4 protein-coding genes are annotated in these 7,460 nt (G+C 39.6%); all 4 read left to right on the top strand.

The window, feature by feature from the left end:
• Positions 1–146 precede the first annotated feature (146 nt).
• The 4 genes from QVP90_RS03480 (at position 147) to QVP90_RS03465 (ending at position 7,315) form a co-directional block, all read left to right on the top strand.
• Positions 147–1,187 (top strand): T9SS type A sorting domain-containing protein, encoded by a 1,041-nt coding sequence (locus tag QVP90_RS03480; protein WP_005932567.1) that lies wholly within the window; start codon positions 147–149, stop codon positions 1,185–1,187.
• Positions 1,188–1,329: 142 nt separating this feature from the next.
• A complete protein-coding gene (locus QVP90_RS03475; RefSeq protein WP_264380872.1) occupies positions 1,330–3,138 on the top strand; it encodes a T9SS type A sorting domain-containing protein in 1,809 nt (602 codons plus the stop codon).
• 76 nt (positions 3,139–3,214) lie between these two features.
• On the top strand, positions 3,215–5,254 hold the full coding sequence (locus QVP90_RS03470) for a DUF2264 domain-containing protein (RefSeq protein WP_021935665.1): 2,040 nt from the start codon (positions 3,215–3,217) through the stop codon (positions 5,252–5,254).
• Between the two features lie 51 nt (positions 5,255–5,305).
• Positions 5,306–7,315, top strand: coding sequence for a glycoside hydrolase family 88 protein (locus QVP90_RS03465; protein WP_264380871.1), 2,010 nt, complete (start codon positions 5,306–5,308; stop codon positions 7,313–7,315).
• The last annotated feature ends 145 nt before the right edge of the window (positions 7,316–7,460 follow it).

Raw genomic sequence — 7,460 nt, 5'->3', positions numbered from 1 at the left:
CGAGCAGTATACATTGGATATGACTCCTTTTTCACGAGGAATGTATCTGATATCAGTAAAATCTCCAGATTATGACCATATAATAAAAGTATTAAAGTATTAGTAGAGTTAATCTTACATATTATGAATATTAAAAATTTAAAGTTATGAAAACAAAATTATCTTTTTTAATTGTAGCGATTAGTGTTTGCATGAGTGCATTGGCAGTAGAAGTTCCTGCTAAATTATTTGTGCGTGGTACAGCTTTGGCCGAATCTTCCGTAGCAATGGAGATGAAACGTATCAATGAAGATTTTCCAAAGTTCTATATGGGCGAGGGAAGTATCAGTAACACTTATGAATTGTTTACTGCATTGAAAACAGGTAGTTATGAATTTGCCACTTCGGCTGACGGTGGTGCTTTAATTCAGGCTGCCACAATCACAGTGGACGGTGGAGAGAGTTTGGTTCCATATCGTATTCGCGTTAATTTTGACGAAGCAACGCCGGTGGTATCCGTACTCAAAGTGGATGAAGTTATTTTGTGGGCGCCTTCTAAAAAGTATGTTATAACGAATTTGGAGTATGTAGGTAATTCAACGTTCTACAACGACTATGTTGAATATATCAAAGCAGATTGGGGAGACGAAAGATATCGCATCCGGGTTTATACGGAAGACGGAGAATATACGACTTATGGATATAAGTTGAGAGCTGTTTCGGCTCCTGATAATGATAGTAATGAAGATGAAAAATTACCGGGTTATTTTGATTTGTATACCACTACCAATATTGAGGGCTGGGACGAAACGATAGACGGAGAAAAATTCTATGGCAGCGAATATAAATTATCTGTAAAACGCAGAACAGCCAATCCGTTGCTTCCTTTCAGCGTGAAAGTTATTTTTAGCACTTCTAAAAATTATACACACGAGCTGAGAGATTATGATCCTACTTCTATTCGTGAAAATAAGATGCAGAATGTGAATATTTATCCTACTATAATTGACAACAGCACCACTGTGTCGGTTGCCGAAGGTGCATTTTCTGTCGAATTTGTTTCTATAACCGGTGTGTCGGTGCTGAAAGTCAATTCTTCCGGAAATGTATTGAATTTGGAAGGATTGGATATGGCAAGTGGAATGTATCTGGTAAAAATTGTTCAGGATAACAACGTTTTATCAGTGAAACGTGTGATTAAATTGTAAAAGTGAGTGGGGAGAAGTTGTGGAGATATACAGCTTTCTCCCCTTTTGTGTTTTACGAATTGTAAAACTGGTTTTTATATTTGTAACAATGTCTAATACTCTTCTTCCAAGATTTCAGGAAGAAGCACAATCATTATTTATTATGGAACGATTTTATAAAAAAAGTTTGATTTTTTCTCTTCTCCTTATCGGAATATTCCAGTTTGTATTTGCTCAGAACGGTACCTATTCAAAGCGGTATTACAAACAACAGAAGGTTACGTTCAACAGACCGAATGGAGCCTATACCAATCAATCGCTTTTAGAAGATTTTGGAAATGGCAAATATTACACGGATCGTGACCACGCGACAATCGTAGACAGTACTTATCAGATAAAGTTTAAAAAAGGATGCAAGGTTGGCGGCACGGGGGCGGCTGTGATTGTGAGTACCCCCAAGCTAAAGCAGTATACAATGGAATATCTTATTAAATATGATAACAATTTTGAATCGGGTTTGCACGGCAAGCAATTTGGTTTCAATTTAGGAGTAGGGTATTCGGGAGGGGCTTCTGATGCGGCTACGAAGAATGGTGACGGAGGAAGTGTACGTCTGCAGTTTGATGCACACGACGATTGTATTTCTAATCAGCTGTATGTTTATTATTCGGATATGACCACAGAATACGGTTGTAATCCCGGTGATCAGAAATATGATATGCAACGGGGAGTATGGAATAAGATAAAACTGACTGTCACTATGGAAACTTCTTATGAAGCTAAAGACGCCCGTATTGAAGTGTGGTGCAATGATGAAAAGAAAATAGATGTGACAGGGCTTTCTCTTGTTCGCAAAGATGAGCATCGTTTGATAACCGGTATTTGTTTTGAGTCGTTCCCCGGGGGCGGAGGTATCTATCCTACACATGATAATTATCTTTATATTGATGATATGACTTGGTATCCCGGTGAAGATAATGAAACTTTTAAAAGTACTCCCAATGAATTGTATATGAGAGGGGATGCATTAGCCGAGTCTCTTTCTCCCTTGAAAATGCAGCGGATAGTGGAAGGTTTTCCTGAAAGTTATAATGGAAATTTAGTAACGAGCAATACTTTTGAATTGATTACATCGTTGAAAACCGGAAGTTATTCGTTCTCTGCTTCGGAAAATGGTGAAGATAAAATTCAATCGGAAGACATTACAGTAAATGAGACAGAAGGCGTTCCGGTTCCTTATCGGATCCGGGTAAATTTTGATGATGATATTCCATCGGTTACGATGGAGAAAATAACCGGAGCCGTATTATTTGCCCCTTCTAAGAAATACATAATAACCGATTTGAATTATACTGGAAACTCCACTTTCGAAGTGGAGAATCTCCAGTATAACGGTTCTACGTGGGGAGATCCGAGATATCGTATCCGACTTTATCTGGAAGATGGTTCTATGGCTACTTACGGATATATGAAAGGTAGTATTTCTGCTCCGAATGATGATAGTAATTCATCCGGTTATTTTGAACTGTTTCCAACAACCAATATCGATGATTGGTTTGAAACGATTGATGAAATTAAGTATACGGGAAATGAGTTTAAATTGTCTTCGAAAAGAAGAGGGGAGGGGTATGATTTGGCACCGTTTAATATGAAGGTAGTTTTCAATCCTCTTGGAAATTATTATCATGTCATAAGCGATTATGTAGATACTCCTCCTGTAGGCATTGCCGGAGAGCGGGGGAAGGATATTAGAGTTTATCCAACTTTTTTTGATAAATATATTATGATCCAAGGTGATGAGGATGGAATGTCGGTTGAATTATATAATGTATCCGGAAATAAATTGATACAGACCTATACCGGAACTTCCATTTGCCGATTAGAGAATCTGGATATTCCCAGAGGGGTTTATCTTTTGAGAGTCTCGACCCGGAATAATGAGACGGTGACAAGACGTGTAATCAAGTATTGATCTCTTTCTTCTTATTAAATAAAGATTCGGGTATTGAAATAAACCCTATTTATAAATTGAATAAAATTGATAATTTATGCAGCTCTTCTTCTTAAATGGTGCTATCGGCTTTTCTCCTAAAAAGATAGGTTGGTTTCTGGTTTTTCTTTTAATGGTTCATCATACAGTATTGTGTCAGGATTCCAATCGACCGGTTCATGTTTTTACGCTGGATACTCCCGATTATACTCATAGTCCATATACCGGAATGACGCGGAAACATTGGATAGATGCGGCGAAATACATGCTTGAGGGAGCTTTCGGCTATATTCATGACACAAATGATGCAATGAAATTTCCCAAACAGAAAGGCAAGAGTTATCCCAATAAGGAAGAACAAATTCCCACAGAGAAATTAGAAGGACTTTGCCGCACATTATATATTGCCGCTCCTTTATTAAAAGAAAATCCCGGCCTGGTTCTAAATAATATAAAGGTCGCAGATTATTACAGACAACAATTAGTGAATATTATCACTCCGGGGCATCCGAGCTATATATCTCCCCGGACAAAGAATGCCATCTCTCAGAATCTGGTGGAATTTGGAGCTTTATCCATATCCTTGTTTTCAATACCCGAAATCTTATGGAATCCCTTGTCGCAACAACAAAAAGATGCATTGGCTCATACCATGTTGAGCTATGCGGATGGTCCTACTGTACCGTCTAATTGGCGTTTCTTTAATTTGTTTGTATTTAGCTTCTTTAAAAGTGTGGGATACGAGGTAAATGAACCGCTTATGAAGAAGTTTCTGGATCTGTCTTTGGCCGATTATCGGGGTGAAGGATGGTATATAGACAATTCTTCTTACGATTATTATAGTATGTGGGCTTATCAGATGTATGGTCTTCTTTGGAGTGAATATTTCGGAAAAGAAAACTATCCGGAATATGCGAAACGCTTTATAGATAACTTTAAAGAGATGACCGGGACGTATCCGCTCATGTTTGGACGTAACGGGCAGATGATAATGTGGGGACGCAGTATTACTTATCGTTTTGCAGCCGTTTCTCCATTTTCTTTGGCGGGATATATGAATGATGATTCTGTAAATTATGGTCATTTACGTCGTATTGCTTCCGGCACTTTGTTGCAATTCCTTCAGAATCCGAATCTGCTGGCGGATGGAGTGCCTACCTTGGGGTTTTATGGTGCTTTTGAACCGGCAATTCAAGGATACAGTTGTCGTGGCAGTGTGTACTGGATGGGAAAAGCTTTTTTAAGCTTATTATTGCCGGAATCCAATCCTTTTTGGTCGGCCCAGGAAAATGAAGGCATTTGGGGTACGAAAGATCGGAAGAATCCGGTTAAAAACACATTCCAGAACGGTGCAAAGATTCTCATCACAGACTATTTGGAAAGCGGTATCAGCGAAATTCGTACCTCAACGGAGATGCCGGCCAATGCGCGTGAAGATTGGAGATATTCGGAAAACTATAACCGGTTGTCTTATAGCAGTGAATTTCCATGGATGGCAGATGGAGCGAATGGCGAAGTGGCAATGAATTATACTTTTAAGAAAGCGGATGAAGGATGGAAAGCATTGTCCGTGTATCGATTTAAGCGTTTCGAGCAAGAGGTATATTATCGGGAGGCTTGGTTGAGAAACGATACCGACATCGAATTTCAATTGGCTGATATATTATTGCCTGATGGTGTTTTGCGCGTTGATAAAGCTATGTCCGTGAATCCGGTTGAAGCCCATCTGGGGCATTATGCTCTCCCTCACCTGACAAATACGATAAAAGAAAAAACGATTAAGAAGCATGGGTATACGGCCTATGTGATAGAAAATGAAAAACATCAATTGGCAATGGTACCTTTATATGGATGGAAAGAGGTTGGTTTCGAACATACTTCCGGATTGCATCCCGAAAGTGACGAATGTACGGTGCTGAATGCAAAAGAAATTTTTACCGGTGAGAAGATATTTGTTACACTTCTATTATGGAATAAAGCAGGAATGAAAGTCGATAATAAACGACTTTTCCCGGTAAAGGATGTACTTGTTTCGCACGATAAGAAAAGTGTTACAGTTTTGTTGAATGACGGTACTCGGAAGGAAGTAGTATGGTAAAGGAATGAGCAATATAAAACGGATAAGGGAATGTTGAAAAGAGGTATATCAATGATAGTGGGAACTCTGTTGTCCATGTGTTATATAGTTGCTTCACCATTTTTGCCGACTAAGACAGAGATTATAGAAACGGGAAAACTGGTTAATGGTTATTGGATCAAAAATCATTCGCAAGGAGGGAATAATGATTGGGCAAGGTCTGTTTATTATGTAGGGAATACCTGTTTCTATAAATATTTCCCTAAAGCGATTTACTTGGAATATTCTACGGCATGGGCCGAAAGTCATCATTGGAAATTGAGAAGTTCTGGGCCAGATCATGCCGATGCCCAGGTTTGCGGACAGGTTTACTTGGATTTATATCAGTTGGATGGAGAAAACCGGACTAATAGAATTGCCGCTATCAAAGAAGGCATTGATAAAATGGTAACAAGACCCGATGTTGACGACTGGTGGTGGGTAGATGCTTTGTTTATGTCGATGCCTGTTTTTACTCATTTGGGCGTTTTATACAATGATGATAAGTACTTCGATAAGATGCATGATTTATACTCTGTTACGAAAAGGAATTTATATAACCCGGAGGATCATTTGTGGTATCGTGACAAAACGGTAAGCCATGTGACGCCGAATGGCAAAGCTTCTTATTGGTCGAGAGGGAATGGATGGGCATTCGGCGCTTTGGCTCGCGTGTTGGATATGTTGCCAGTGAACAGTGTGTACAGAACTGAATATCTGACGGTATTCAGAGATATGGCTGTCTCATTGAAAGAGTGCCAGCGGGAGGATGGCTTTTGGAATCCAAGCCTGATTGATCCGGAGGACTACGGAGGGCCGGAGGCAAGCGGCACGTCTTTGTTTCTTTTCGGATTATCCTGGGGAGTCAATCAGGGGATATTGGATAAGGATATTTATATGCCTGTCATTGCGAAAGCATGGAATGGATTAACGGCTTTGGCAGTGCAGCCCGATGGGTTACTTACTTATGTACAAGGTGTTGGTTTCAAGCCATCATCAAATCCTGCTACTTCTGCTTCCACGGCAGATTTTGGAGTAGGTGTTTTCTTAATGGCTTGTGCGGAGACGGCAAAACTTGCTTCCGGAAGTGTTCCTGCGGTTTCAAATTTTGATATAGTAGATCTAAGAGCGACTGATAAAAATAGGATTCTATTAAGATTTAATCAGGAAATAGAGGATGTGTCTGCTCTTTCAATTTCCAATTATGAGATAAATAATGCCGTTAAGGTAAAACGGATAGAAAAGGAAAATACCAGATCGATTGTATTGGTTACCAGCGATCTGTTTCCTGCAGATTACCGATTGAAAGTGCAGAATGTGAAGAGTAGAGCCGGTGAGTCTTTGGATGCCGGTGCATGGGCTTTTTTTGAATATATGGGGATTCATTCTGTTACAGCCAGTGATTATCAGAATGGGACTACAAATACACCGGATAAGGTGACGGATGGTGATATGTCCACTCGCTGGTCCTCGGAAGGGGTAGGCAGGTGGCTTTTGCTTGATTTGGGAGAAGAGAGAGTGCTTCATTCCGTTCGTCTTGCTTTTTATGAAGGGAATACACGGAAAAATTATTTTAAGATAAGTTTATCTCTTGATAATGTATGCTTTGAAGATGTATATCAAGGGGAATCAAGTGGCACGACAGACCAATTGGAGAGGTATGACTTTAACGATAAAAAGGCTCGTTACGTTAAGATAGAATTTAATGGGAATAGTAAAAGTAAGTGGAATAGTGTGTTAGAAGCCAGAGTCGGGACGTCAGAATCTGTTTTGGGGCTTTTACGTAATCAGAATTCTCTTTTTTGTATTATTACAAACTCATTGCAAGAAGGCCGGCTGGTAATCTTGACGGAGGAGGGTAATCACTTCCAGAGATTAGAATTATCAATTATAGATATGGGAGGAGCTTGTGTTCATCATCAGGCCTTTATAAATACTGATAATATAATAGTAATAAATGATTTATACCTTATGAAAGGGATGTATATTTGTTCGGTTGCCTTTGGTAAAAGAAGAATGTCTCAGTTACTGGTTATTGCATAAATCGGGGGAACAGGATGCTCTGTTTTTATGCATCGTGCAAAGCTCTCTTGGACACGGTGCTTAGTTATACTTAGCACGGTGCATACGGATTGTATGGATAGTGCTTGGCGATGGTAAGCACCATGCTTACCAGCGCCAAGCACTG

The organism is Bacteroides sp. CAG:189 (assembly GCF_000432295.1).
GTDB lineage: Bacteria > Bacteroidota > Bacteroidia > Bacteroidales > Bacteroidaceae > Bacteroides > Bacteroides salyersiae.
The sequence above is the reverse complement of the archived record's forward strand: the minus strand, read 5'-3'. Positions and strand labels throughout refer to the sequence as shown.

What these genes read in the sequence shown, in the direction of transcription:
- QVP90_RS03480 (WP_005932567.1), top strand. Translation starts at nt 147, where the DNA reads ATGAAAACAAAATTATCTTTTTTAATTGTAGCGATTAGTGTTTGCATG.
- QVP90_RS03475 (WP_264380872.1), top strand. Translation starts at nt 1,330, where the DNA reads ATGGAACGATTTTATAAAAAAAGTTTGATTTTTTCTCTTCTCCTTATC.
- QVP90_RS03470 (WP_021935665.1), top strand. Translation starts at nt 3,215, where the DNA reads ATGCAGCTCTTCTTCTTAAATGGTGCTATCGGCTTTTCTCCTAAAAAG.
- QVP90_RS03465 (WP_264380871.1), top strand. Translation starts at nt 5,306, where the DNA reads ATGATAGTGGGAACTCTGTTGTCCATGTGTTATATAGTTGCTTCACCA.